Annotated in this window: 27 protein-coding genes and 1 pseudogene; 9 read left to right on the top strand and 19 right to left on the bottom strand. The window is 37.8% G+C overall.

Features of this window, described 5'->3' with window-relative positions; translation table 11 throughout:
* Positions 1–14: 14 nt before the first annotated feature.
* The gene (gene yccS, locus CQZ96_RS11780; protein ID WP_105714020.1) at positions 15–2,165 is read right to left on the bottom strand and encodes a YccS family putative transporter; all 2,151 of its coding nucleotides are present in this window, start codon (positions 2,163–2,165) and stop codon (positions 15–17) included.
* 184 nt (positions 2,166–2,349) lie between these two features.
* On the opposite strand from yccS, the gene CQZ96_RS11775 reads away from it, so the two are divergent.
* Positions 2,350–3,573, top strand: coding sequence for a DUF2252 family protein (locus CQZ96_RS11775; protein WP_105714019.1), 1,224 nt, complete (start codon positions 2,350–2,352; stop codon positions 3,571–3,573).
* Positions 3,574–3,684: 111 nt separating this feature from the next.
* On the opposite strand, the gene sodC is transcribed toward CQZ96_RS11775, so the two are convergent.
* From sodC to CQZ96_RS11760, 3 genes are all read right to left on the bottom strand, one after another.
* Complete coding sequence (gene sodC, locus CQZ96_RS11770) at positions 3,685–4,239, bottom strand: superoxide dismutase family protein (RefSeq protein ID WP_004718225.1); 555 nt, start codon at positions 4,237–4,239, stop codon at positions 3,685–3,687.
* Positions 4,240–4,514: 275 nt separating this feature from the next.
* Positions 4,515–5,633, bottom strand: coding sequence for an AI-2E family transporter (locus tag CQZ96_RS11765; RefSeq protein ID WP_004718224.1), 1,119 nt, complete (start codon positions 5,631–5,633; stop codon positions 4,515–4,517).
* A 100-nt stretch (positions 5,634–5,733) separates the two neighbouring features.
* Complete coding sequence (locus tag CQZ96_RS11760) at positions 5,734–6,378, bottom strand: ParA family protein (RefSeq protein ID WP_004718222.1); 645 nt, start codon at positions 6,376–6,378, stop codon at positions 5,734–5,736.
* Positions 6,379–6,507: 129 nt separating this feature from the next.
* Here CQZ96_RS11760 and CQZ96_RS11755 point away from each other — a divergent pair, with 129 nt between their 5' ends.
* Entirely contained in the window at positions 6,508–6,975 is a 468-nt protein-coding gene (locus CQZ96_RS11755) for a Holliday junction resolvase-like protein (protein ID WP_004718219.1), read from the top strand.
* Positions 6,976–7,187: 212 nt separating this feature from the next.
* On the opposite strand, the gene CQZ96_RS11750 is transcribed toward CQZ96_RS11755, so the two are convergent.
* Positions 7,188–7,811, bottom strand: a complete 624-nt coding sequence (locus CQZ96_RS11750) for a class I SAM-dependent methyltransferase (RefSeq protein ID WP_004718217.1) — start codon at positions 7,809–7,811, stop codon at positions 7,188–7,190.
* Positions 7,812–7,994: 183 nt separating this feature from the next.
* Between CQZ96_RS11750 and CQZ96_RS11745 the strand changes: the two genes are divergently transcribed.
* Positions 7,995–8,585 (top strand): hypothetical protein, encoded by a 591-nt coding sequence (locus CQZ96_RS11745; protein ID WP_004718214.1) that lies wholly within the window; start codon positions 7,995–7,997, stop codon positions 8,583–8,585.
* A gap of 79 nt (positions 8,586–8,664) precedes the next feature.
* Positions 8,665–9,072, top strand: a complete 408-nt coding sequence (locus CQZ96_RS11740; RefSeq protein ID WP_004718213.1) for a protease inhibitor I42 family protein — start codon at positions 8,665–8,667, stop codon at positions 9,070–9,072.
* 94 nt (positions 9,073–9,166) lie between these two features.
* On the opposite strand, the gene CQZ96_RS11735 is transcribed toward CQZ96_RS11740, so the two are convergent.
* Both CQZ96_RS11735 and CQZ96_RS11730 read right to left on the bottom strand, forming a co-directional pair.
* The gene (locus tag CQZ96_RS11735) at positions 9,167–9,724 is read right to left on the bottom strand and encodes a hypothetical protein (protein WP_004718211.1); all 558 of its coding nucleotides are present in this window, start codon (positions 9,722–9,724) and stop codon (positions 9,167–9,169) included.
* 29 nt (positions 9,725–9,753) lie between these two features.
* The gene (locus CQZ96_RS11730) at positions 9,754–10,530 is read right to left on the bottom strand and encodes a class I SAM-dependent methyltransferase (RefSeq protein WP_105714018.1); all 777 of its coding nucleotides are present in this window, start codon (positions 10,528–10,530) and stop codon (positions 9,754–9,756) included.
* Positions 10,531–10,619: 89 nt separating this feature from the next.
* Here CQZ96_RS11730 and CQZ96_RS11725 point away from each other — a divergent pair, with 89 nt between their 5' ends.
* On the top strand, positions 10,620–11,909 hold the full coding sequence (locus CQZ96_RS11725; protein ID WP_004818705.1) for a hypothetical protein: 1,290 nt from the start codon (positions 10,620–10,622) through the stop codon (positions 11,907–11,909).
* 77 nt (positions 11,910–11,986) lie between these two features.
* Here CQZ96_RS11725 and CQZ96_RS11720 read toward each other — a convergent pair whose 3' ends face one another.
* Together CQZ96_RS11720 and CQZ96_RS11715 are read right to left on the bottom strand one after the other, a co-directional pair.
* Positions 11,987–12,430 carry a hypothetical protein gene (locus CQZ96_RS11720; protein WP_105714017.1) on the bottom strand — a complete coding sequence of 148 codons (444 nt, stop codon included), beginning with the start codon at positions 12,428–12,430 and terminating at the stop codon, positions 11,987–11,989.
* 127 nt (positions 12,431–12,557) lie between these two features.
* A complete protein-coding gene (locus CQZ96_RS11715; protein WP_096732826.1) occupies positions 12,558–13,661 on the bottom strand; it encodes a fatty acid desaturase in 1,104 nt (367 codons plus the stop codon).
* Positions 13,662–13,743: 82 nt separating this feature from the next.
* Between CQZ96_RS11715 and CQZ96_RS11710 the strand changes: the two genes are divergently transcribed.
* A complete protein-coding gene (locus CQZ96_RS11710; RefSeq protein ID WP_105714016.1) occupies positions 13,744–14,442 on the top strand; it encodes a TetR/AcrR family transcriptional regulator in 699 nt (232 codons plus the stop codon).
* Positions 14,443–14,475: 33 nt separating this feature from the next.
* Positions 14,476–15,432, top strand: a complete 957-nt coding sequence (locus CQZ96_RS11705; protein WP_105714015.1) for a 2-hydroxyacid dehydrogenase — start codon at positions 14,476–14,478, stop codon at positions 15,430–15,432.
* Positions 15,433–15,569: 137 nt separating this feature from the next.
* Here the strand turns inward: CQZ96_RS11705 and CQZ96_RS11700 are convergent, their stop codons facing one another.
* Both CQZ96_RS11700 and CQZ96_RS11695 read right to left on the bottom strand, forming a co-directional pair.
* The gene (locus CQZ96_RS11700; protein ID WP_105714014.1) at positions 15,570–16,223 is read right to left on the bottom strand and encodes a hypothetical protein; all 654 of its coding nucleotides are present in this window, start codon (positions 16,221–16,223) and stop codon (positions 15,570–15,572) included.
* Between the two features lie 205 nt (positions 16,224–16,428).
* Complete coding sequence (locus CQZ96_RS11695; protein ID WP_105714013.1) at positions 16,429–17,142, bottom strand: hypothetical protein; 714 nt, start codon at positions 17,140–17,142, stop codon at positions 16,429–16,431.
* 313 nt (positions 17,143–17,455) lie between these two features.
* On the opposite strand from CQZ96_RS11695, the gene CQZ96_RS11690 reads away from it, so the two are divergent.
* A complete protein-coding gene (locus CQZ96_RS11690; protein WP_056516777.1) occupies positions 17,456–17,848 on the top strand; it encodes a hypothetical protein in 393 nt (130 codons plus the stop codon).
* A gap of 53 nt (positions 17,849–17,901) precedes the next feature.
* Here the strand turns inward: CQZ96_RS11690 and CQZ96_RS11685 are convergent, their stop codons facing one another.
* The 7 genes and pseudogenes from CQZ96_RS11685 to CQZ96_RS11660 form a co-directional block, all read right to left on the bottom strand.
* Positions 17,902–18,285, bottom strand: coding sequence for a hypothetical protein (locus CQZ96_RS11685; RefSeq protein WP_105714012.1), 384 nt, complete (start codon positions 18,283–18,285; stop codon positions 17,902–17,904).
* 171 nt (positions 18,286–18,456) lie between these two features.
* A pseudogene (locus CQZ96_RS21910) lies at positions 18,457–18,549 on the bottom strand (hypothetical protein); the annotation flags it as partial.
* Between the two features lie 59 nt (positions 18,550–18,608).
* Complete coding sequence (locus tag CQZ96_RS11680; RefSeq protein ID WP_004718187.1) at positions 18,609–18,998, bottom strand: hypothetical protein; 390 nt, start codon at positions 18,996–18,998, stop codon at positions 18,609–18,611.
* A 5-nt stretch (positions 18,999–19,003) separates the two neighbouring features.
* Positions 19,004–19,597 carry a DUF6036 family nucleotidyltransferase gene (locus CQZ96_RS11675; protein ID WP_105714011.1) on the bottom strand — a complete coding sequence of 198 codons (594 nt, stop codon included), beginning with the start codon at positions 19,595–19,597 and terminating at the stop codon, positions 19,004–19,006.
* Positions 19,598–19,599: 2 nt separating this feature from the next.
* Positions 19,600–21,669, bottom strand: a complete 2,070-nt coding sequence (gene glyS, locus CQZ96_RS11670; RefSeq protein WP_105714010.1) for a glycine--tRNA ligase subunit beta — start codon at positions 21,667–21,669, stop codon at positions 19,600–19,602.
* Positions 21,669–22,646 carry a glycine--tRNA ligase subunit alpha gene (gene glyQ, locus CQZ96_RS11665; RefSeq protein WP_004718182.1) on the bottom strand — a complete coding sequence of 326 codons (978 nt, stop codon included), beginning with the start codon at positions 22,644–22,646 and terminating at the stop codon, positions 21,669–21,671. Before glyQ ends, glyS begins: the two co-directional genes overlap by 1 nt.
* 106 nt (positions 22,647–22,752) lie before the next feature.
* A complete protein-coding gene (locus CQZ96_RS11660; RefSeq protein WP_056516786.1) occupies positions 22,753–23,145 on the bottom strand; it encodes a hypothetical protein in 393 nt (130 codons plus the stop codon).
* A gap of 414 nt (positions 23,146–23,559) precedes the next feature.
* Here CQZ96_RS11660 and CQZ96_RS11655 point away from each other — a divergent pair, with 414 nt between their 5' ends.
* Positions 23,560–24,870: a tetratricopeptide repeat protein gene (locus CQZ96_RS11655; RefSeq protein ID WP_105714009.1), complete on the top strand. Its 1,311-nt coding sequence runs from the start codon at positions 23,560–23,562 to the stop codon at positions 24,868–24,870.
* Positions 24,871–24,925: 55 nt separating this feature from the next.
* On the opposite strand, the gene CQZ96_RS11650 is transcribed toward CQZ96_RS11655, so the two are convergent.
* Entirely contained in the window at positions 24,926–25,444 is a 519-nt protein-coding gene (locus CQZ96_RS11650; RefSeq protein WP_056516792.1) for a 3'-5' exoribonuclease, read from the bottom strand.
* Positions 25,445–25,521 lie beyond the last annotated feature (77 nt).

Here is a 25,521-nt window from a genome sequence, read left to right as displayed (position 1 = left end):
TCTGGTCATTCTTGCTATTTAATTTCTAATCGAAGTAAGGTTGTTTTTAGTTTTAACAACTCAGGTAAGGTTTCCAATAATAAACTGATTTGTTTAAGCACCAAAAGTAAATTATCTGACAAATTTTCTTGATCACTGATGTGCTGAATTTCAGTGAGCTTTGTTTCAATTAAGGCTTCATTTACAGCGGTTTGGTTAAGCAAAACATCAGTTAAGGTATGTTTGCACCATAACATCAAATCTAAAATCTGCTGATCATATACATGTTCACGATGGCTACCTAAAGCTGAAACATAACTGAGCTGGCTATGGCTATAGACCAAGTATCTAAAGGCATTGTGAATTAAATCCGGATTTGGATTGGGCTCAGCACTTAAACTGGAAATCATCGTGGATAATTCAATCTGTGCATTATGTGCCGCTCGACGTGCTTTACGATAATCAATACTGTTGGTACGGCCTTGTTGATATTGTTCAACAACCGCATCGAAATAGTCTAAGGTTGCTTTACTGCTTTTCCGGATATTGTTGGAAATATCACGGAAGTTCCAGTCTGGCCAAATAAAACTGACCGCAAACCATGCGATTAAACACCCCAAGAGGGTGTCGATAATGCGCGGTAAAATAATGGCATAGCCTGCGCCTTTTAAATTAAAGATCAACAAGACCATTAGCGTTGCCATTAAAGTCGCCATGGCATATTTCTTTGAGCGTAAGTAGAAAAAGTACACCCCAAAAATAATGGTAAGGAGCAATTGGCCTTCAATACTGGGGACAAAGTATAAAATCGGAATACCCAAAAGTACCCCTAATACAGTCCCTAGCGTGCGCAGTTTTAAACGACTTTTGGTGGCAAAATAACTAATTTGGCATACAAATAAACTGGTAAGTAAAATCCAATAGCCGTTTTTGGCAAAGGGCAGTAGCGAAATGGTATAGCCCACAGCAAACACAAACGCGATACGCACGGCATGGCGAAATAATGCAGAATTTGGGGTTAAATGTTGTTTAATCTTGAGCCAAAGGTCTGGTAGATCATGGATATCATCATCCAATAAATTGAGATTATCTCGATGTTGGCTATAACTTTGTTGATAGTTACGTTGTTCAATACTCAGGTTAACAAATTGATCTTGCACATTTTTCAGATTGTTTAATACCAACAGTAAGTTTTTTACTTCTAAATTATGTGGGTTGTGTTGAATCCATTCCTGCATTGAGTTTTCTAAATGGGCTAAAGCAATATTGTTGTCTGTATGTGTTTGAAAGATTTGGCGCTTTAAAATTGCCTCGGCAAGTTGCTGACAATTACGCGCCTGCAAACGTACGTTCTTTTGAATGCGATATATTAAATCTGTGCGGCTAAAGTTCTGGTGAATCTTTTCATAGTGCAAATAATTGGACGTAACTTGTTCATGAATATCTTGAGCCAGAAAATATAAATTGAGCCAGTAAATGGTGTTTTTATTGGCACGAGAGGCTTTTAATCGGGTCAGTAATGAGGCTTTGGTTTGGTTTAAGTTTTGTACCAACTGACTGTTTTGCAAAGAAAGATCATATAAAAGTTGCTCAACATTGTCGACATTATCAGGATCAAACAGTTTTGCTTTTGACATCAACAGCTCGGAAAGAAGATTGAAGCTATTGGATAAGTTGTCTTGTACAGCCTGTGTCGGTTTCAGTAGATAGAAAATGATAGAGGTCAAGCCATACCATAATGTGCCCATGACAAAATAACTGGGCTGTTGATACCACTCAGTATATTCACCCAAGCCAAACATGGTATAGATTGACAAGAGCACGGTACCAAATGAAATGGTGGCGTAGCGTTGCCCCAATGCCCCCATTAAGATAAAAGCTGCGCTGGACAGAGATAAGTAAATTAAAAATAAAAGTTTATAGGGATGTAAAAAATCTAAAATACTACTCACAGTAAAAAATAGCACACAAACCAAGCCAAGATTTCTTAAACGAATACTCAGTCGGTCATCAAAATCTGTGAGTGCTGTTGCAATTGCACCAAGCGTAATTGGAACAATGAGCTGTTCATAACCTAGAAAATACAGCCCAAGCGTTGTTCCAGTTAAAACAATCAAAATCTGTAGGCAATAAATCAAAGTTGAATTTGATTTTATATTTTGAAAGATTTGCTGATAACTATTCACAGTGTCAATTCAGTGGCTTGGGCGTTTCAATATTTTACTCATTTCTGAAAAGGCGACACGATTTATTGCATATAGAAATGTAAAAAATAAACGGTAATATTCAACATTTTGTATACAGTTTAACCCTTACTTAAATGCTTAAAAAAACTCAGAATAAGCGATCAAATACTTAAAAATAGTAAAAATGTCAAACCAGCAAAACACTGAAATAAAACAACCTCGTTATCGCAATGCTGAATTAACAGAACGTCGTAATTTAAAAATGGCGGGTTCGATCCATGCCTATGTACGTGGCAATACGGCCAAATATTATGATTGGTTGAAGCAAGCTGAAATAAGTTCGATCCCACAGGGGCCAGCGATTTGGATTTGTGGAGATTGTCATACTGGGAATTTGGGCCCTGTTGCCAATGCTGAGGGTAAAATTGATATTGAAATTCGTGACCTAGATCAAACTGTGATTGGTAATCCTGCCAATGATGTTATCCGTTTAGGGTTATCCTTAGCCACAGCTGTGCGTAGTTCAGATTTACCCGGTGTGGTCACCGCGCAGATGATTGAAGCGTTGTATGCAGGTTATGTGAATGCCCTAGCACATAATGGTCGAGGGATTGATAAATTACAGCGACCAGTACTTGTGCATAGTGCGATGCAAAAAGCACTTAAGCGAACCTGGAAAAATTTAGCAAGAGAGCGTTTAGAAGGTTTAACGCCAGAAATAACCTTGGGGAAGAAATTTTGGCCCTTATTGAAAAAAGAACATCTCGAAATTCATCGTGTTTTTAATCAGCCCGATATTCAAGACTTGGTCACAATGATTGGTCAGCGTGATCAATCAGCTCAGTTGAAAGTCATCGATTCAGCATATTGGGTTAAAGGGTGCAGTTCTTTAGGCTTATTGCGCTATATCGTACTGATGGATTCATCGAATCATATTGTCAGAGATGGGAAAGGCCTATGTTTAATGGATCTGAAAGAAGCCACAACAGCACTTGCACCACGCTATTCAAATACACCGATGCCAAAAGACAATGCAGCAAGAATTGTTGAAGGTGCAAGACACTTATCACCCTTTTTAGGGGAGCGGATGCGAGCAAGCAAGTTCTTAGATACTTCGGTTTTTATTCGAGAGTTATTACCACAAGATTTAAAACTCGAAATAGAAGGGGTCAATGAAGTTGAAGCCAAAGATTTAGCTTTCTATTTGGCTTTTGTCATTGGTCGTGCACATGCTCGACAGATGGATGATTCAGTACGTAATGCTTGGGTGAAAGAGCTAAAACGCAATCAATCAAAAACCATTGATGCGCCATTTTGGCTATGGCGTAGTATTGTTGAATTGATGAGTGTACATGAGGCAGGTTATTTGGAACATTGCCGTCGTTATGCGCTTTCGCATCTGAAATAAAGACAATGTGGATAAGCGCATACTTATCCACAATTTGGGTCTGTTGACAATTCGTCTATGTTTACGGCTATAAACCATTTATGAAAGGCCTACAGCCCCTAATGATTTAAATTATTGAATCACACCACATGCAATACGATCCCCACCGCCACCCAGTGGTTTTGGATGATCTGAATAATTATCGCCACCCGCATGAATCATAATAGCTAAGCCTTGAATATCGGCCAGTTTTAGACGTGGTGCAATTAAGGTTGTTTTGGCATTACCATTTGAATCTACATTGAGTACAGGTAAATCGCCCATATGTCCATCATTGGGGGTGCCATGTCCAGTTTTTTGCGGATTGAAATGACCACCCGCAGCTAAAGCCGCGCCCATTTTTCCGTCTTTTTCAGCAGGTGCACATGAGCCTTTTTCATGAATATGGAAACCATGATAACCAGAAGGTAATTGGCTAAGTTGGGTGTTGATGGTTAAACCATTTGGAGAATCTTGCAAGCTTACTGTACCAATTTTTGCACCAATGCCTTGTGCAGAGACCGCATGCATATCCACTGTTTGTAATGGTGTTTTAAGCTTAGGTTTGACCGTTGTTGTACTACATGCCGCTGTAAAAAGTGCGATACATGTACAAAGTATAGAAGTTTTAAAGAAAGTAGATGTCATCGAACGCATCCAAAGTATTTGATTATGATTAGTCACTATTCAAACAAAGCACGGCCTGATAAACAATGTGAATTAAATGTCTGATTGTATGAATTTATTTAACAGTAAATTTGATTGGCATTGATTATGCTGACTAAAAATAAATAAACAAAATAATTACGCAGAATATCTGCGATATATAGATCGTTAGACAAGGTATATTCGCCAATTAAAGCTTATTCGCGAATATACGATTTCAAATATTGAAATTTTAATTGTCACTTGCCTGAATTGGGCTAAGGTTTTGTAGGCTGATCATCATCAATGTCATAGGCCATCGTGGCATCTGGCATTAGGATTTCTGGCTCAGTGGTTTCATGTAACCACTCACGCCAAATGGCCAAAAGAATTGCAAGAATGACAGGGCCAATAAACAGTCCAACCAGTCCAAAACTTGCTAATCCACCAAGTACACCAAACATGATCAACAAGAACGGAATCTTGGTTGCACCTGAAATAACCAAAGGTCGAATCACATTATCAGCAGTACTGACAATACAAACACCCCAAGCCATTACACCAATTGCTTCCATGGTTTGACCTTGTGAAAACAGCCATAATGAAACTGCACCATAAGCAACAGGAGGGCCGAATGGAATCAGTGCCATCAAGAAAGTCACAATGGTGAGTACCATTGGATTTGGAACACCGGCAACAAAATAACTCACACCAGCAAGAAATGCTTGAGCAACCGCAGTTAAACCAACACCATAAACCACAGCACGGGTTGTTTCAGAAATGGTGTCAAGATAATGGTGAATACGTGGGCCAATTAACATTTGTAAGGCTTTACTGACTTGTTCCAAAATGGTTTGACCATCTCGATAGAAGAAGAATAAAGACATGATTGCAAAACCCAGCTTAACCAAATTCTTGGTAATTTCGTTCAGGACGAATTTACCATAGTTCATATGGCCTTGAATCCACAGACCAATGGTTTGCGAAAGGCTGGTAGGATCGGCATTAATTTCACGTACGGTACGGCTGACTTCTTTTCCAATAATGGGGAGTTCACGGATAAAGTCTGGAACAGTCAAATGACCTGAAGATAATTGGCGTTGTAGGTCGAAATAAAGATTTCGTCCTTCATGTTGTAAAATAAAAATAGCAAAAGTCAGTGGAATTCCAACCACCAAAACCACCAGTGTAATCATGAGTGATGCACTGAGGGTTGGTCGATTCGAACCAAACATTCTTAAGATGCGTTTGTACATTGGCCAAGTCATATAGGCGATAATACATGCCCATAACACAGGTACAATGAAGTATTTGAGAATATCGTAACCCAAAAAAATAAGGATGAACAATAATCCAAACAATAAGATACGTTGTAAGTTCGAAGTGAATTCTTGCACTAATTACTCTAAAAATTGTGAGTGATTGACTCAATATTAACTGAAAAATAAAGTGTGGCAAATTTTAAGCACAATTTATTTGATCTTTATTGAATTGGTTTTAGAACCAATCGCTTGGATCGTCTATTAAAGCATCAAGTAAGGGTTGCCATTGTTCTTGAATGGTTAAAAAGTTCTTTTGGGTTTTATCAAAAACATTTAGACCTTGCATCGCCAATTGGCTATAGGCAGTACGTTCAGATATCCATGCAACAGGTTTTTGTTCGATTTTATCAAAGAATTGCTGAATATCTTTCGAGCTTGAGCTGTTGGCTTTCATTCGATTGGCAACCAGATATACAGAAACTTTACCTTTACGAATTTTTTTAATGTCTTGGATGTGTTTAAGGAAACGTCGGGTACTGTCGATATCAAAAAAAGAGGGTTGTAACGGAGTGACTACAGCATGGCACTCACTAATCAGTTGTTCAGCATGTTCACCAGTTAAAGCACCTGGTGCATCAATCACTAAATAATCTAAGTTTTTAGGTGCATCTCCAATTGATTTTTCATGACGCCAATCCAGACTTTGAATTGTTGCTGCAGTGTCAGGACGTTGCTTTAACCATTGCAGTGCAGATTTTTGTCCATCTGCATCAGCCAAGGCCACTTTATAGCCTTTTTGTGCAAGCGCCGTCGCTAATGTTATTGCCGTAATCGTTTTCCCACAACCGCCTTTCAAATTTGCAACAAGTATTGTTTTCATGATTGATCAATTAAGTCTGTAAGCTAACCTTCACCTTACTTTAGCATTAATTTTTAGCATATAGGTTATACATGACAAAACTTTAGTAGTTGTTTACATTGTGCAAGATATCGAGTTAAAGGAAAAAGCATGTCCATCTGGATGGCGATGTTAATTGGTGCATGTATTGGCATCGTTTTAACCACAATCGTGTTATCAAGTACGCGTAATGGCAAAATCAAAGCAGAGTATGAGCAGTATATTGCTGAGTTGGAATTAGAGCATCAGCAGGCTTTAGCAAGCGCACAAAAGCGTAGTGTAAATACCAGTCGTGCTGTGCTGAAAGGCAAAATGGCGGAACAACTTGCACCAATCATGCCTGAGTTTCGTTATTTACCCAGTGATGCCAAGTTTTTAGGTGATCCTATTGATTATGTCGTGTTTGATGGCTATACCGATTTTCGAGATGGTGAAGGTTTGGCTGAAGATATTGAAGTGGTGTTGATTGATATTAAGAGTGGTGGGGCACGTTTGACCAAAGGGCAACAAGCGATTGCCCAAGCAATTCAAGACGGACGAGTCCGCTTTGAAACGATTCGGATTGATTTTGAAGATTAGAAGGTTGAAGTGTTGTTGCATCGGGTGTGTAGATTTTTAGCCTAAATCAAAAACCAAGGTCCTTTTCGACTTTGCTTTAGATCAAGTGAAAAGGACACTGTTTTTAAATTGTGGGTGAAAGGCGAAACGATCTTGTTTTTAACAAGGATTGAGTGAGGTTAAAATTTCTCTATCAAATTTTCTATTAAATTTATCTATTCAATGGCGCAAGCTTAGAGCTTGTGTGCTCTGGCCATAAACATACGCCGTCCAATTTTTGGCAGATCCTCAGCATCAAAATAATATTTTTCAGAAAACTTAAAATTGGCGTTTAAAAGTTCAAGTTCGATATTACGGTTTAAGTGACATCCATCAGCAATAACTTTTTGTATAGGTGTTAAAAGATCTTGCAGTTTTTTTAAGGTGTTATTGTCATGATATTGAACGTGTTCAATTAGATGCAGTGTCCCTTGAGGTTTTAAAACGCGATAAATTTCTTGAATGGCTTTGTCTAAATTGGCAATGCTACACATGGTCCATGTACTGACGATATTTTCGACTGAATGATCTGCAAAAGGCAGCTTTTCTGCGCTGGCTTGAATGTGTTGTACATGAAAAGGTGCATCAAATACCCGTTTTTGAGCAAGTTGATAGACATCTCGGTTTGGCTCAAGCGCATAAACTTGATCAACCTCTTGGTAAAATGGCAGGTTTAAACCTGTGCCAAAACCAATTTCTAAGACTTCACCTCGAACTTTTCCAAGTAATTCTGCACGTCCATCCATCATGCTTGGTGTTTGCATCACCTGATTAAGCAAATGCGGGAAAATACGTTGTTGGTAAAATTTATAAATCATCATTGTATGCAATTATATGGATATAAGCTAAATTCTAACCAAAGCCTGTTTTGAATATAAGACAAAAATAGGACGAAATCTCTGTATTTTGTTACCGAAACTCGATTTTTATTTTAAGTTTTTATATTAATACTAGGATTATAGATTTTGTACAATTTTTAAGTGTGGTTTGAGGAGCATGATATGAGTAAAAAGTTAGTCTGTGCAGCGTTGATGGCACTGAGTGCTTTTCAGGTCTATGCTTTTCAATCCACTGATTCTTCTAAAGTTTCAAAAGCCAATCCAGCATTTAATATTGCCAATGGTTTAGCACCAATCGACCAACATCAGAAAATTTCTGTTTTGGAACCCTTTCATGGGGAGTTTCGGATCCTCGGTTCAAAAGAATATAAGGATGATGAGCAAGCAAAATTTTCTCCAATTGATTATGCGGTAACTCGCGGTTTATTTACTGAGCCTGAAATTGCCCGCCAGATTTCGATCAATCAATATGATCGTTTCTTAAATTGGAAAATGGCTCGACCACCAATTCCTGCTCAATTGGCAACTCAATTGGTCAGTAATATGCATATTATTCCCGCTAATCCTGAAATTGCTCAACAAATCAAACAGGTAAAGCGTGGCGATTTAGTTCGTTTAACTGGTGATTTGGTTCAAGTGAATGATAAAGATTTGGTGTGGAAATCTGCTTTGGATTGGAATGGTGTTGGTGATGGGGCGTGTAAACTGATTCGAGTGAATTCTATTCAGTGGTTGGAAAAGCAAAATATCTAAATTCAAATTGAGCCACATCAGAGAAGATGATAAGGTTTGCTATAATTTTAGCCAGTTTGAATCATAAAGAGTGTGATAAATGAAAGGTTTAGTGGGTTTTACTTTGTTGGTTTGCAGTTTGGGCTTAGTCGCTTGTCAAAGTTCAAGTCCTACAGTGGAAGGTAAAACACATGAGTATACACTGAAACAAAAGTGCCCAACTTTGATGGATATGAAAGTAGGTGAAGTGCTTGTATTCAATGCACCTGAAAACCCAAGCACAGGTTACCAATGGCAGTTATTACAACCACTTAAAATATTTAAAACAGAAGAAACCTATTTGCAAAATGATAATGAAGAGGGAGCAGTGGGTGTCGGTGGCACCAAGACTTTCCGTTTTAAAGCTGAAAAACCAGGACAAGATTATATTGAATTGGTGCATGTTCGTTCATGGGAATCTTCAAAACAACCTGATCAACAATGGCGTTGTCGTATTCGGGTTTCTTAGGATTTCACTTTAATTGTACTGGTTCAAACATGATCAGCGTTTCTTCTCTTGTGCCATTTGATCTAGCACAAGAGAAGATTAAAGCATTAGTTTTTTATTTTTTATCGGTCAATTGTTTCCAGTGATCGAGTTGATCTTTGGCTGTGAACATACCCCCCATACCTTTTACATCATCAGCTGAATTTTTAGATTGACCGTCTTTAGACAGTTTATTCTCGTCATAGATTTTGGCTTGATTTTCCCAAAATTGATAAATTAAACCTTGAATATAGCGACCTTGTTCAGTTTTTAGATCCAGTTGTTTAAGCATATTCAACGCAGATTCAATGCTATCACGTTTGAGTTGCTGATCAATTTCGTAGGTCAGCGTATCTTCAGCTGCACGTTTTTTAAGGTCAGCTTCTAAAGCATTATTATTTTCGGTAAATTTCTGATCATATTCTTCAAGTAATGCAATATCGTGAGCATCATCGGGTGTACTTGGAAAGCTTTTAATCGGTTTGGTTTTCAATTGATCCATGATCTCTTGAGAGGCGTCTTTAGGTTCAGATGAATTGTTTTGCTGTGGGCTATCTTTAGGAGAACATGCTGCCATGAAAACGACGGATGTAAGTAAACCTGAAAGGAGTAAAGGGCGAAGTATTAAATTCATGATAAACATTCCTCATTAAAGCGTTTCGATTAGCGCAGTTTCCTAAAGTTATAAACATAGGTGACATAAGGGAAGTCTATTTCATCTTGCGCATGTTTACCCGTATATTCCAAGACAATATGTTCGAATTTGTGTTTCAGCGCGAGTTGCTCTTGTTCTGGCATCGCTGCAATAAAACTGGTGGATAATAAGCGCTTACTGACCACGTTTTCCACGGTTCCAGTTTGTACTTGTGAAAAGACTTTGGCTGTTTCAAGTTGGAATAAAAATTGATTTTCAAACGCCAATTTCCATTGCCCACTATGGTAACGTGGTGTGTCTCCTTCGATCGTCGCGAGCAGATCTGCCAATGCTTTAACCCAGTCTATCGTCTCATCGCGCTGGTTCCAGACCAAACCAAGATGACCCTCAGGTTTTAAAATGTGGTGAATTTCATTCAAGGTTTCAATATTGGCAAACCAGTGAAATGACTGGGCGCACAAAACAGCATCAATACTTTCAGATTCTAACGGAATTTGATCACTCTTTGCTTGAAGCGTTTGTACATCAGGATGTACTATTTTCAATTGTTCCAACATTTCTGTGACGGGCTCGACAGCAATAATATTGGGCGTTGCTTGTTTGAGGTAAGGGAGAAATTTTCCAGTACCTGCACCTAAGTCAACAACGCTTGAATCTGGGCCTAGAGCTAAATCTTCTTTTAACCATTTGACCACGTCTTGTGGATAATTGGGTCTGACTTGTTGATAAAGTTCAGCAGCAGTACTGAAGCCTTTTTGAGCAGCAGGATGTAGGGAATGTGTCATATTTTGCGCTTTTTTATCTGACTAGACTCTATAAAATATGACACTTGAAGCAATCAATAGGCAAGCGCCTATTTATTTAATTTCAGCCAATGATAGAGCTAGTGCTCGGTGTGCGAATGGATAAGCAAATAATTTTTGAAGATGATCATATTAGAGCAATCTATTTACAAGGCGATTCTGACACTTTAGTCCTGTCATTTGGTGACTTGATTTCTAGAGCCAAAGGACTTTCCATCAATGCTGAAAAGTCTTTGATGAAATATAACTATGCTGTGGTCGGGATTATGCCAAAACAGAAGTCTTGGTTTCCTGCCTCAAGCATGGCTGCATTGTTAGAGCACTTAGATCCCATTTTAAAACAATTTAAAAATATCGTGGGTTATGGCGGTTCAATGGGTGGCTACGCGGCAATCAAATATGCCAAAGCTTTAAAAATGAATCGAGTGGTTGCCATGGTTCCACAATATTCAATCGATCCTTTAGAGGTTGAGGACAAGCGTTATACAGATTTCTATGATGCTGAATTAAATGCGGATATGCGTATTCAGGCACAAGACATCGTTGCAGACTGTGAATATATCATTGTTTATGATCCTTATTTTGAAAATGATAAAGAACATTATTTAAAAATTAAGCCATTGATCCCTCAATTGCATACGTTACATTTACCGTATACTGGTCATGATGCGATTGCAGTTTTAGCCAACTCTGCGCTACTACATGATTTTATTGAACGTGAATACGATCAAACTTATTTTTATAAGCAGATTCGTGAAGTAAAGAAAAACAGCAAATTTTATTATCGAAGTGTGATTGCTCACTTATTGGGGACACATAACGAAGCTTTGGGTAAAATTCTAAAAGGTACAGATATTCAACTGGATAGTACTTTCTTTGATGCCAGTTTAAAGCAGACCATTACGCGTATTTTATTGACCAATAAGCGAGTGGATGAGCAAGATTTGCAGAAACTGGGTATTCAAGTCAATTTTGCTTTTGAAGATAAAACGCAGCTACAAGACAGTTTTGGCAATATTTTAGTATTTAACGTGATCACACAAAAGCTAGAAAGCTATGATCAACAAGTAATTGATGTGAATGGCAAATACATTATTCCATTGCATGTTGAAAACAATGGTTTGGCACAAGTCGAGATCAAAAAGCAGACCTATTTGATCTGTATGAATGATCGCCGTGTAACCAAATTATTTAAGCAAGATGAAGCGTTATCTTTGGATATGAATCCAATTGTGATTAAAAAAACCACTGACTTTTATGTATTGACCTATAAAAACTTTTATATGAGTTGTGATATTCAAGGTTTGGTGAGTTTTGATGATGAAAGCTTAAATGAGTTTTGTCACTTTAAGGTTGCTTAAAGTCAGCGGTTGAGCTGAAACACCATTTGCTGTCTAACGATTTGACATTTGAGCCATTTAAATAGACAGATACAGCTTTAGTTACACTGCTTTAAATAGGCGATTGGAAATAAAGCTGTATATTTTTTAAATTCATTTTGAACGTCTAAATCACTGACTTTATAGACTTCGCTAGAATGTTGATAAACATCAGTCACTGCTGCCAGAGAACCTTCTTCACCGTCTCTATAGTGATAACGGAAGGTTTTTTGCGTGGCATGGAGTAGTTTTTGCTTCATGGGTGGTTGATGAAGGAAGGTATAATTAAACACACGATTTTCCATCTCCAAATAATATCGAGCTTGAATACGACAACCTCGATTTAATTTAATCAGTTTGAATTCATTTCCCTCAGAACTTCTAAACTCTGCTTCATCCAAGTTATTAATCGATTGTAAAATATATGCTTTTGCATAGGCTGGTGAATATAAGCCAAAACAAAGCAGAGCGAGCATAAGTGACGGATAAGCTGTCCTATTCATTGTGCGGTCTTTTTAGCTGATTGTTTAACTCACTATAAGGCGTAATCAGGTGTTTTAAAATATAAAACAAGACCCCATACCAGAGGCCTCCATTAACTCAAAAGTTATAAATAAAAAATTATAAATTTTAGAATCTACGATTCGCTCGTTTAAACGTTCCAAAGTCATTAAAACGAACCCCATTTTCTTGCATCACTGGATAGCAGTCTTGGGCAATGGCTTGACGAATATAAAATGGATCACGTACAACAAAATGGTGAATGGCATGTGTACCAGCAAAGTTAAAACAAAAGGCTTGTAAAGGTTTCATTCGCCAATCTGTCCAGACCTGACACTGCTGAACGATATTGCCATCTTCAACATCGCCATAATAATGCATATTGGAACTGGTAAAATGCAGGCTTAAAGTGCGTAAAAAATTTGGTGCTGCAATGCTTACGGCATAAAACTTTGTGGTTTTGTCTGCAAGTCTCCATAAGCTATTTTTAGGTTGTGCTATGCCTGTGGCTTTCATTGCCAATTTGGCAGCATTGATCAATAAGAAACCATGCCATAAGGCATAATGAATATGTCCAAAGGGTGCATAACTCGCAGAAAGTTTTGCTTTTAATTTGAGTTTATCTGCTTGGGATAAATGCTTTTGAGCATGAATAAAACGCTTGGTGGTTTTCATCATGGTGATGGGGCGTAAATAGATCGCCAACATATTGTCACCAGTCATCAGCAAACGTTTTAAGCCCCATTGATCACCATTGTTAATACCGCGTTCTTCTAAATCTGTTTTGGTACCCGATGATTTGTGATGATGTAGATGTACCTCGCGACGTATCCATGGGTTCACGGTACTTGGGCGAAAGGCGTAAACGGCTGCCAACATGGCATCATTGATTTTTTTGTTTTTACGGTAATACATTTGGTGAATAAGATCATGCTCTAGTTCATGTAAGAGCGACATCCAAAATGCAGAAAGCGGAATTGCCACATACCAAGGCATTTTCCCACGAGTGTATTGTGTTATATTGAAAATAATCCCTGTTACAGCTGTTACAAGGATGGCTAGGCCAATTTGGTCTTGGTGCTGAACCAGCCAAGGATGACGTTCGCGTAATTGATTTCCAGCTTCCAAAATTGTTTTACGAATTCGGTGGCTACGTTGTTCATCTTCTGGATCAGCAAAAAGTTTAGTTTTGCTTTGTATGGACATTTGTACATCGGAAAGGGGTAAATTCATCTCCGGTTTCCTCTATATTTTTGTAGTACTACAAGGAAGTTTTTAAAACCAACATTTGTTGGGTTTTATGAGAGATTATCTGATGATTAAAATAACGTCAACGTCAGTTTTAAAAAAAATGACGAAAAAGGTGAGCCAACCAAAACAAGAACGTTCCCAAAAAAGAATGGATAAGATGCTGGCAACCACGCAAGAGTTACTGTTATCCATTGGAATTGAAAAGATTTCGATTCCTGAAATTGCCAATGCATCTGGTGTTCCACGGACCAGTATTTATCAGTTCTTTCCGACGAAATACGATATTTTTCGTCATATTGCACTGACGCATTTAAACGATTTAGTCAAACAACTCGGACAAGCTGCTGTTCGAGTGTTGACGGAAAACCCAAATGCACCCATAGAAGTATACGGACAGTTACTCTCAGAGAGTATGATTCGTACCACAGCCAAATATTTTAATGAATCTGAAACGGCGAGCTTGTTGATTTTAAGTGGACCTTTTACCCGACAAGCTTATCTGGAATACCAAATAGAATTAAAAAAAGTCAGTCATGGTGTCCGAAAAGCATTGGAAATGATTAAAGTGGATGAATATGTACCACAGGAGCCTGATACATTGACGATTTTGATGGAATTGGTTTTTACTTGTATGAAGCATGGTTATTACAACGAAAGCTATATTTCTGAAGCCATCATTCAAGAGGCCTACCGTATGACCAATGCATACTTATTGGCTTTAAAGAATAATTCTTTTGGTTTTTCAGAAGCATCGGCTTCGTAAGTAAAATTGGCTCTCTATCATTAAGGAAAAGCAATGAAAGCTGTATTTTTAGATTATGAATCTTTAGATAAACAGGATTTGGATTTTCGTCAGCTAAAAGCAGCTTTTGATGACTTAATACTTTATCCATCGACCACAGCAGAGCAAGTTCTAGCACGCATTCAACATGTAGACGTGGTGATCAGCAACAAAGTGATTGTGAATGCTGAGACGATGGAGCAATGTAAAAATTTAAAATTAATTTTGATTTCGGCCACGGGGACCAACAATATTGATTTAGATTTTGCACGATCAAAAGGTATTGTGGTGTGTAATTGTCAGGGCTATGGCACATCTGCAGTTGCACAGCATACACTGACGTTAATGTTGGCATTAGCAACATCTTTACTCAAATATGAGCATGCAGTTAAACAAGGCGAATGGAACAAATCGCCAATTTTCTGCTTACTGGATTTTCCAATTGTTGAATTATCTGGGAAAACTCTTGGCATCATTGGTTATGGTGAGCTTGGTCAAGCGGTTGCCAAGTTGGCAGAAGCTTTTGGGATGAAAATTTTGGTCGCATCATTACCCAATCGACCAACGCATAAGGATCGAATACCTTTTGCCGAATTGCTTGCGCAAGTCGATTTTCTTTCTCTGCATTGTCCTCTAACAGATGAAACACGTGATTTAATTGATAGCCAAGCCTTTGATAAGATGAAAAAATCTGCATTTTTAATCAATTGTGCCCGCGGTGGTATCGTTAATGAACAGGCTTTGGCCGATGCATTAAGACAAGGCAAAATTGCAGGTGCGGCAACAGATGTGCTTTCTGTTGAACCACCGACACAAGGTAATGTTTTACTTGCACAAGATATTCCAAACCTGATTATCACACCGCATAGTGCGTGGGGTAGTGTAGATGCACGTCAAGGTATTGTGAATCAAATGCTTGAAAATGTTGAGGCATTTAAGCAGGGGAAAGTGATTCGTCAGGTGAATGGCTAAAGAGCCGAGTGAAAAAGCACAATGAAAAAAGGCGCAATTAAAAAACACCGTTAAATAGCTATATGCGTTTACTGCTATCACCTTGAGCATAGGTAGCGCAAGGTGTGGAGAGCGACGGATTAAGTGTGTTTAGCTGCTTATCTTGGTACACCAACCTCATCATCTGTTGAACTTTGCGTATTGCTTGAGTTGGTATCTTTTGAACCTGTGTTATTGGTGTTGACATCACGCTCTTGGTTTTCGATTGGTAATGACTGTTTTTTAATTTCAGGTTCTTCTTGCCCATTGTTGGGTAATTGATTTTGAACTGCGGGTTGAACAGGTTGTGTGGTGATCGGCGTATTTTGAACGTTTGCTGTAGTTGCAGCAGTTACAGTATTCGTCGTATTGGGTGTGGTCGAAGATTGACTTAAGCTGCCTTGTTCAATCGGAACATTTAAATTGGTTTTACCCATCACTCGATCTTTGGTTTGCTCAACTTTTTTTACCGCAGTATCTATGCCTTGGCGAGTACTATCACGAGCCTCAGTGGCTTTTTCAGTGGTATATTTTTTGGTATTTTCAATGGTTTCATCCAAAGACGGTTTAATTTTTTGAATCCCTTTTTCGGTCGCATCACCTACTTTTTCAGCGGTATTCTGTACAGCTTCACCGGTCTTATGTGCCAATACTTTAAAAATATTTGGATTATCACCATATGGCTGGGTTTGATTTTGAGTATTGGTTTGCGCATAGAGTGATGGTGTTGCAAGTATTGCAGTGATCACACATAGACTTTTGATCATCTTCATGATGTTTTGATCCCTTTATGATGATTGTAGCGATTCGCTCAGTGCTAATTGGGATTATCATACTGTTTTATTTAGATAAAAAGTAAAATGGAAAGAAAAATCCTACAGCAAGAAAACATATGTATACATTGCATACCAAATTACTAGTAGATATATAAGAAAAGCTCACCTAAGTGAGCTTTTTTAAATGGGCATTAAATCTAAATTATTTTGTAGCAACTTTAGCGTCTGTAGATACGGCGACTTTAGCGCTACCTACTGGTGTTTTCACATGGGTTTGTGAATTTACTTTTGCACCTGTATTTGCTGGTTTTGGTTTAACTAAATCCTTGGTTTTCTGCCAAGTTTTACTTGTCGCTGATTTGGTTTTGTCTTTTACTTTAACAGCTGCTTCTTTGGTGTTGTGACCCGCTTCAGAACTTAGTTTTTTGGTATTTTCCCACGCACCTTTCGTCGCAACTTTACCTTTGTCTATGCCTGTTTCCACACCAGTCCCGACTTTATCAGCAGCATGTTTAGTGCCGTCCCATGCATCTTTAGATACATCACGGGTTTTATCGACACCTTTTTCAACACCTGTCCCGACTTTATCAGCTACATTTTTAGTGCCATCCCACGCATCTTTAGACACATCACGGGTTTTATCGACACCTTTTTCGAGACCTGTACCTACTTTAGCAGCAGTATTCTTAGTGCCATCCCAAGCGTCTTTAGACACTTCACGGGTTTTATCAACACCTTTTTCGAGACCATTACCTACTTTATCTGCTGTGTTATGGATACCTTGACCAATGTTGCTTAGAATGCCTCCATTGGTTCCGACTTCAGCAGAAGCATTTGCACTTACATCTGTATTGGCAAAAAGAGGAGAGCTGGCAAGAAGTGCTGTGGCGATCACTGTTGTTTTAAGCATTTTCATAATTAGTTTTATCCTGTACCTGAATGAGTTCAAGTTTGAGTGTTGCCTATAATAATGTGAAATATGTATAAAAATAGCCTTAGAGATAAAACAGCAACAGCTTATCTACAGAGTTTTAACAATAGTGTAAGAATTGTGAATGAATGTTACGACTAGACGTGTTTGGAAGACTTGGGCATTTTTATTTTTTAAATTCTGATGCTTATAAGAATATGAGAACGATGATAAAAGCATTTTCTGTAAGAATTTCTAGCTTGTTATTAAAACAAAAACGACATAAGCTTTGGGTTAAATTGTTGGTTTAATCATCATAATGAAAAATATAATAATCTTGATATTTCTCACCTTTATATTGAGTTTAAAACCCAGTTTTGCCTGCGGCTGTGGTGATGAATTGTCTTCCAGCCATCAAATAATGAGTTGGATTGTGATGGGCGTGGTTTTTTTAATTTATTTGATTCCAAGCCTTTATTTTGCAAAATATTTTAGGAAATATCAGCTATCTATTGAGCATTTGATTTTGTCTCATGTGCTGATGATTGCGATGCTCTACGCAATGATGAATTCGTTTAAATTGGGTTTAAATCCAATTTATTATTGGTTTGCTGATTACCTCCCAAATAGTTTCATATTTGCTGCGATTGGATTCATTGGCGTCCTTGTTTGGATTTATCCCGTGATTTATGTGGCTAAAAGAGCGAAATAATTTTGTATTTAGCTCTTTTAGCTTCGACGACGTATCAAAGTGAAGTGCCGAGATTAATTACATTTTTCCAGATTTGATGTTTTAAAGTTATTTTTAAGTGAGTTGAAGTTTTTTAGCTTTTCAGCATCTTTTGGGTCAAAAACAGTTTGTTTATTTTCGACTTCAGCATCTACATTTGAAAATGCAGAGATGAGCTGCTCACCTTTAAAAATCCAATGTTCTGTGGCTTTTCCTGTTTCAAAGTTGCCAGTAAATTCGATGACACAGTTGTCTGTTTGTTTGATGAGTTTGGCAAGGTTATGTTTTGTGCTTGGTTCAGCAGAGATATTTTTATGTTGTTCTAAAACAGTTGGAGCATTTGGATTGGTGGGTGTGGTTGAGCAGGCAGAGAGGGCGATCACTATTAACGGTACAGATAATAATATTTTAGAATTCATATGCTTTTGATCTTAAACTTAACTTGATCAATTGAGTCTATACAATGTATTGGGAATATTTAGTTTTAGATTGTTAATTTTTATTGTTATGTTTTCATTTATTTATGCGTTTTGGAAAGCGGAGACTAAAAATAAACCCGCTCGAAAGCGGGTTATAATTTATATTTCTACTTAGTGCTGTAACACCGAAATATCCGCAACACTTGTAAACAAGTCACGTAACTGTGCAAGTAAACGTAAACGGTTTGCTCCCAACTCTGAATCCCTGATTCTCAAAGAACGTATTCGTCGCCTAATGTAAAAGACAACAGAACAAATGATTTTTACCCATGCTCTTGATGATAATGGCGTGTTTGAAGTGTGAGTAATTGTGATTTTAAATGATTTAAATCTTCATCTAAACCAAATCTTTGCGCTAGAGGATCAACCAAGTGGCTTGAGTCAAGATGAGTGGTCTGTAAAGACAAATCATTTGAAAAAGACTTTAACTGTTGTCTACGAGACACGCTAGAACACGAATAGCGTCTAAATTTTTCAAGTAAGAAAACTAAACGGCGTGTTTCAAGTGTACTTAGATTATTTGTTATAGAAGGTAAAAGCTCTGAATAGAGTAAAGCTTCAGCAACTGGTTTCACTTCACTAAATGTTGCCGATGATAATGGTTGTTTTAACAACGTATTCAAAGCATGTTCAAACTCTACCTGATTCATCATATGAGTTAACCTCTTAACTCCGAAAGGATTGACACGATATATTGAATATTCGAGTGTAATTGTTCAGGAGTCGCATAGTACATTTCAGCATTATTCGCTGATTTTTTAAACGCTTCAAGAGAAAACTTACCATTAAGGTATAATTTTTTGATGTCTTCGATATCTCTATCAGATAAACGAGCAAGTTTTGAAATGGCTAAATCTAAACCGGATACTAAATAAACTTCAACAATGCTATTGGCAACTAAAGGAATCGCTCTTTCAGGATAGTCAGGGTCGACAGATGCAAGGCTGGTGTTAAAACTACGATCAAACTCTAAATTAGTTTCAAGATTATTATCATCTAAATATTCAACGTCATTATTTTCTAAAAACAAAACTATATCGTGTTTCTTTAATTGCTGGATTGCCTGAATTTCAGCATCTATATCATTGCTACCACGAGCATTGGTATGAATATGAAATGCACAACCACCAAAAATAAATGCTTTTACAGCGCCATTAGGTAGATTCTTATGATTTTTGGATATGTCATTCTCAAGCTCTTGAAAGAGCTTGAGAATAGCGATAGTAATTGGAGAATTACTATAGATCGTCATACTTAGTGCTGTAACACCGAAATATCTGCAACGCTTGTAAACAAGTCACGTAACTGTGTAAGTAAACGTAAACGGTTTGTTTTGAGTTCTGCATCATCTGCCATGACCATCACATTCTCAAAGAATGCATCAATCGGTGCACGAAGCGCAGCCAACTTAGAAAGCGCAGTGGTATAGTCTTTCGCGTCCAAAAGTGGTTGAACTGCAGGTTTGATATTTTGAATCTCGGTATAAAGCGCTTTTTCAGCATCTTCAAGCAATTTAGCTTCAACAACCTCACCTGTAGGTGCAGCTTCTTTTGCCAAGATATTGGCAACACGCTTATTGGCAGCAGCCAAAGCAGCAGCTTCTGGCAAGTCACGGAAATGATTTACCGCCGTCACACGCTTATCAAAATCAAGTGGAGATTTTGGAGAAAGTGCTTGAACAGCCTGAATCACATCAACCGCAACACCTTGGTCTTCGTACTTAGCACGGTAACGACCTTCAAGGAATGCGACAGCATCGGCTAAAGTCTTCGCATGATCTTTCAATACATCGCCATAAGCAGCCAAAGCAAGCTTGATCAGTTCTTCAATCGAAACATCAAGATTGTTTTCAGTCACCAAACGCAAGATACCAATCGCAGAACGACGTAAAGCAAATGGATCTTTCGAACCTGTTGGTGCTTGACCAATCCCGAAGATACCTGTGAGGGTATCTAAACGATCAGCAAGGGCAATGGTTGTACCTGTTTTCGTTTTTGGTAGAACATCGCCAGCGAACTTAGGTAAATATTGTTCACCTAAAGCTTCAGCAACTTCATCATTTTCGCCTTCAATACGTGCGTAATAAGTTCCCGCGATCCCTTGAAGTTCAGGAAATTCTCCGACTAACTCTGAAGTTAAGTCACATTTTGCAAGCAGAGCAGCTTTTTCAGCATCTACAGAATTTGCACCCGTGATTGCGGATAACGCCACAGCCAATTTTGCAATACGTTCAGACTTGTTCCAAAGTGTGCCCAATTGTGCTTGGAAGACCATATTGGCTAATTTCTCTTTACGAGAAGCAAGGGGTTGCTTTTGATCTTGTAAGAAGAAAAACTCTGCATCAGACAAACGAGGACGTACAACTTTTTCATTGCCTTCAATGATTTGAGTTGGATCTTTAGACTCAATATTGGAAACAGTAATGAAATAAGGCTGTAATTTATGTGCTGCATTGACCAAACAGAAATACTTCTGGTTGTCTTGCATCGTGGTAATCAAGGCTTCTTGAGGTACCGCAAGGAAACGTTCTTCAAAGCTTGCACGTAGCGCAACAGGCCATTCAACCAATGCAGTCACTTCATCACGTAGGTCAGCAGGAACGATGGCAATCGCATTGACTTCATCAGCCAAAGCTTTAACTTGTTGGTCAATGATTGCTTGACGCTCTTCAAAAGAAGCTACGACATGTGCTGCTTTTAATTTCGGTAAATAATCATCTGAATTTGTGAGTGAAATCGCTTCAGGCGCATGGAAACGATGACCATAGGTCAGATTACCCGCTTTATGATCCTGAATCGTTGCATCAATCACATCATTGTCTTTTAACAAGACGACCCATTTCACTGGACGAACAAATTCAGTACGGCTTGCCGCAGAACGCATACGTTTTGCGATGGGTAGATTATCCAGTGCTGTTTGTAAAATTTGTGGAAGTAAAGCGTCAAGACTTTGACCTTTCACATCTTTTAAATAGCAAACTTTTTCAACTTTACCTGCTTGGAAAGTTGATACTTGATCCGCAGTAATGCCTTGACCACGCATAAAGCCTTCTAAGGCTTTAGTTGGTTTGCCTTCTGCATCATAAGCAGCTTGTAGGGCAGGGCCATCAAAACGCTTTTGAGTGTCTGCTTGTGCACCATCAACATTGACAATTTTTAATGCCAAACGACGTGGTGCTGCATAAGCTTCAATTGAATCAAATGCCAAACCTGCGTCTTTTAAACCTTTAACCGTTTCAGCTTGTAACGCATCACGTAAGGTCTTTAAGCTTTTAGGTGGTAATTCTTCACAGCCAAGTTCGAATAAAACTGTATGTTTAGACATTATTTATTCTCCTCAGCTTTTGCTTCTGCTTCAACTTGTGCTTTTAACTGTGCAAGCACTTCGTCACGTAAATGCGGTTCAGCCATTGGGAAACCGAGTTTGGCACGAGCAGCCACATAGCTTTGTGCAATAGAGCGTGCCAAAGTACGCACACGTAAAATATAACGTTGACGCTCAGTGACAGAAATAGCACCACGTGCATCGAGTAAGTTAAAGCTGTGTGATGCTTTGATGACTTGCTCATATGCTGGAAGTGGAAGTTCCGCTTCCATTAAACGGGTTGCTTCAGCTTCATAAAAATCGAAGAGTTCAAACATTTTTTCAACGTTGGCATATTCAAAGTTATAAGTTGATTGCTCTACTTCATTTTGATGAAACACATCACCGTAGGTGACTGTACCAAATTGACCTTTGGTCCAAACCAAGTCATAAACTGAATCAACACCTTGCAAGTACATTGCCAGACGTTCAAGACCGTAAGTGATTTCACCTGTGACTGGGTAGCATTCAACCCCACCGACTTGTTGGAAGTAAGTAAACTGAGTCACTTCCATACCGTTTAACCACACTTCCCAACCTAAGCCCCAAGCGCCCAATGTTGGAGATTCCCAGTTGTCTTCTACAAAACGAATGTCATGTGTAAGCGTGTCAATACCAATCGCTTCTAAAGAGTCTAGATACAGTTGTTGGATATTGTCAGGGTTCGGTTTAAGCACCACTTGGAATTGATAGTAGTGTTGTAAACGGTTTGGGTTTTCACCATAACGACCGTCTTTAGGACGACGTGAGGGTTGAACGTATGCTGCGTTCCATGTTTCTGGCCCAAGCGCACGTAAGAATGTTGCAGTGTGAAATGTCCCTGCGCCCATTTCCATATCGTAAGGCTGTAACACCACACAACCTTGTTCAGCCCAGTAGTTTTGTAAGGCAAGAATTAAGCCTTGGAATGTATCAATATGCGATATGGCGCGACTCATGCAGCATCCACTATAAGTATTAGAAAAAATTGGTTCTAAGTATAAGGATTTTGGGGAGGTGTGGCAAAGGTTAGTCTATAAATATTGATTCTTATCGCAGATCAACTTATGTACATTTTTTCAGATTTTCTTTTGAGATAAAGCTTTTTATTTCTTTGGCCTCTTTTCTTATTTTCATTTCCTCAATGTGCTCTTCAATTTTTGCATCTGGAGCATCACTATTGATTACGGGTTCCGAGCTTGAATTTTCAGATATTAAAATGAGATCATCCCTAAAAAAAGCCCAATCTTTTTCTATTGTTGGTATATTTTTAGAAGTGGTTTTTGCTTTTAAGATGCAGATTTTATCTTTTTTAATCAGCGTAAGTTCAAGTGTGCTTGATGGTTCGCCCGTCATTGCAATTTGCTTTGTTTCTAAAATTACAGGTTCATTTGATGTACTACATGCAGCAAGGAAAAAAGAAGAAGTTAAAATGATGAAATGGATTATTTTGTTCATTGGTAAAATTAAATAAGTTAAATTATATGTTTGATATTAACATAAAAAATTTATATTCATGAACTTTGTAAAGGTAGAGGGCACTTCAAAAGCTGAATGTCGGAAGTTCATCATGACGATGTCACAACGATTCATTCAATGTTAAGTAAATGAATTATTTAGAAATCATAGGGGCGAATTTAGAGGATGATAAAATGCACAAGATCATTATTGGGCTGTAGCAAAATTAGAAAGGGCTAATTAAACTTAATTTTCAAACTACAGGGTTTTTCAATGCTAGCGGTTCTTGTCAAAATATTGAATAATTTGTTTTAAAATAAAATTAACTAATTGAATTATTTTATATATAATTTGAAAAATACTTTTTTAAAAATTTATAAATTTAATTTTTATATCAAAATGAGCAATCTTAATATGAAAAAATTCAATTATTTTATGTACATAGCGACTTTAGGTTTTATATCTACAACATCAAGTTATGCAGTAAATATAGAAGAAGCCCCTTGTTTCGCCCCACAAACAGCGCCTATTTTTAAAGAGTTTTATCAAATAAATAAAGGATTTGATCAAGAAGTATTGTGGGAGTTGTATGTTCAATCACCCATAGAAGGTTATCCAAATGCAAAAATGATTAATCAAACTTTAGAGACTTTATTTGGTCAATTGGGGCTCTCAGAAGAACAGAAAAAGCAAATGAAACCGACCCAAAAAGATGTATCTGAAGTAGAGCCTGAAGAATTAGAAGCCTATAACCTAATGGTTAAAGCACAAAAATTATATTACGGCGATAAAGTTGCTATTGATCAACAACAGGCTTTTGAGTTGCTGCTTGATGCAGTTGGAAAGAGAAATTCAGAAGCCTATATTTTCTACCCTGTACTTAATCAGCATTGTGCTGATCCAGATAGAAAAGAAACAGCAGTTCGTATATTTCATACCATCGAAAAACACATGGGGGATAATGATGATTATCCAACTCCAATATGGGCATATTTAAGTTATGCCTATGCGTATGGTATAGGCACAGAGGTGAATGAAGCAAAGGCTTTAAAATATTGGAAAAAAGCTTGGCGTATCTATTCGTTACAATTTGATGCAGGTGGTTTTGTCGGTTTTATGATGGGACAAATGGCAGAACAAAAGCCTTATTTAAAAGCACATTTGGGTGAAGCTATGAATTATTACAAAATTGCGACCCGAGCAGATGAAAATAACATTCCAGCACAACAGGCAATTGTAAGATTATTAAAAACGGATAAAAAGTTTGAAGATCTGACTTATGAAATAGAGTTATTTGAAGAAACTGAAAACGCAAAGCATGATCAAGACCCAAAATCTGCTTATTTTACTTTGTCAGAATTATATGCTCAGGAACAGTGGAAAATTTACAATCCTCAACTTTCAATGGAGTGGTTGGCAAAAGCAGCTGAAGCAGGGCATGAACGCGCACAGTTGAACCTACCACTCTATTATGAGCAAGGGAATTTGATCAAGGCAGATCCAAAAAGAGCGATGGAGTTGTATCAAAAATATTATGAACAGGACAATATATTAGTGGGTATCTACTTTTTAGATCGTTTGGAAAATGGAACCAAAGGCATTGCTAAAAATCCTGAAAAAGCGAAGTTAGTTCGTGAAGATTTAACTAAAAAATATCATGCTTTAGGACAAACAGGTGAGATTCCAAAACCTGAAGAATTGCGATTAATGCAGCGAATGTATTAAAAACTTTCTTTAGCAAAGATTAGTCTTGAGTCATGACTGGCTAATCTAGCGATATCTAAAACTTAATCTTCAATCCATAATCCTTTTTCATTGCCAATAAAGCTTCTGCATTGCCTTTGGCATCATCAACAGGGTTATGGGTATGTGCTGTTTTACGTAAATGCTTAAAACTTTGAAAGCTATCTTTGACCAGTCCTTTATACAAACTGCCTAAATTTTGTGAACTAAATCCAAACGGATTACTGCCAGTAAAATGATGAAAATACCAACAGACAAACATCCAGTCAAAACCATTATTATCGCTAATAAAGATAGGGCGATCTTTACTGACTTTACTCACCCACTTGGCAAAGTCTTTCATAACATGCTCAGGATTGTTAAAGCTTAGGGTTTCTTCACGACTAAAGCCTGAAACTGCGAGCGCTTGAGGAATATAATTCTCGGAAATTGGTTTAAGTAAACCGTAGAATTGTTGATGTAAGTGATCTTCGACCAACACTGCACCTAGCGCAATCATTGAGTAATCACCGGGAATTGGACCATCTGCTTCGATGTCCACCATAATATAAGCCATATATTCTCCTTATTTTAAGATATTGTTTTTATGGTGGAAGTCATTATAAATGATGATTTTGATCACTGACAAACTTT

This window comes from Acinetobacter sp. MYb10 (assembly GCF_002980175.2).
In the GTDB taxonomy this organism is placed as follows: domain Bacteria; phylum Pseudomonadota; class Gammaproteobacteria; order Pseudomonadales; family Moraxellaceae; genus Acinetobacter; species Acinetobacter guillouiae.
This window is presented reverse-complemented; position numbering and strand designations above follow the sequence as displayed.